The organism is Carnobacterium sp. (assembly GCF_040274425.1).
On sequence record NZ_JBEMBC010000184.1, the window covers coordinates 1 to 920 of the forward strand.

The following is a 920-nucleotide window of genomic DNA, read 5'->3' on the forward strand; positions in this document are numbered from 1 at the left end:
AACGGCAATATTTCATGAATGTTTTCAATTAAAGTTGGGAGTAAAATCAGCATGATCACAAAACTTGCCACGATTTTTAAAGGCATTCCTAAAATCAAGACATTGATTTGAGGAACCGATCGTGAAATCAATCCTAAGATAACTTCCGTCAATAAAGCGACAATTACCATTGGTGCGGATAAGTTAAACGCCAACTCAAAAATAATACCTAATAACTTCATCATTCCTTCAACACCAAAATCACCTATATTAGTACTAGATATTGGCATCGTTTGAAACGATTGAATCAAACTTTTAATCACAACATGATGAAGATTGGTCAAATAGAATACACACATGGACAACCAATAATAAATTTTCCCATAATAGGAAACGTTTATCCCCATACTTGGATCGTAAACAGCTCCCATTGAAAACCCAACTTGAAAGTCTACAAAATTCCCTGCAATTTCAACTGCAGAAAAAAAGAGTTTTGTAATAAAACCAATCGCAATCCCAAGCAGAACTTCTTTTAAGATCAGTATAGCGAACATAAATGTGCCTGCTTCTTGCTCCATCACGGGCACTGCTGAATAAGCTGCAAGCGTGATTCCCATGGATAAAGCAATTTTAGCTACACTTGGTAGACCTTTAATGGAGAACCCTGGACTCACTACTATAAAAGAAGTTACCCGTATAAATATTAAAATGATTGTTTGCAGTTGTATAGTCATGTTTACCCTCTCAAAGTGCCGCAATCATTTCAAAAATTTTCTGAGTAAATCCAACCAGACTATTCAGCATAAAATTTCCAAAAACGATTAACGAAACGATTACAGCTAAGATTTTAGGCACAAAACTTAGTGTTTGCTCTTGAAGTTGTGTTGTTGCTTGTATGATACTAATAATCAACCCTATGACTAACGCAATGATCAATGTCG

2 protein-coding genes are annotated in these 920 nt (G+C 35.2%); both read right to left on the minus strand.

The genetic code is table 11. The features are described 5' to 3' along the window. On the minus strand, window positions 1–713 hold a 713-nt coding region (gene fliR / locus ABS911_RS15175; RefSeq protein ID WP_350468242.1), incomplete at its 3' end, for a flagellar biosynthetic protein FliR. A 10-nt stretch (window positions 714–723) separates the two neighbouring features. Beyond that, window positions 724–920 (minus strand): flagellar biosynthetic protein FliQ (locus tag ABS911_RS15180; RefSeq protein WP_350468243.1); only part of this gene is annotated, 197 nt, incomplete at its 5' end.